The sequence below is a fragment of the Paenibacillus sp. J31TS4 genome, assembly GCF_018403265.1.
GTDB lineage: Bacteria > Bacillota > Bacilli > Paenibacillales > NBRC-103111 > J31TS4.
On sequence record NZ_BOSI01000045.1, the window covers coordinates 1 to 255 of the forward strand.

At 56.9% G+C, this 255-nt stretch carries 1 pseudogene; it reads right to left on the reverse strand.

Features of this window, described 5'->3' with window-relative positions:
- Nucleotides 1-255, reverse strand: a pseudogene (locus KJS47_RS23925) (sugar ABC transporter permease); the annotation flags it as partial.

Genomic DNA, 255 nt, shown 5'->3' on the forward strand with positions numbered 1-255 from the left:
TGTTGATCAGGCCGCTCTGCGGCGACAGGAACATGATCAACATGCCGACGAGCACGACGGTCGACAGGAAGTGAGGCGCGTAGGTGACCGTCTGGATGAACTTCTTGAACCATTTGGCGCGCACTTCGTTGATCATGAGCGCCAGCAGAATCGGCACCGGGAACCCGACAGCCAGCTGGTACAGGCTGATGCCAAGTGTGTTCTTAATCAGCCGCCAGAAGTAATAGCCGTCGAAGAAGCGTTGGAAGTGCCGGA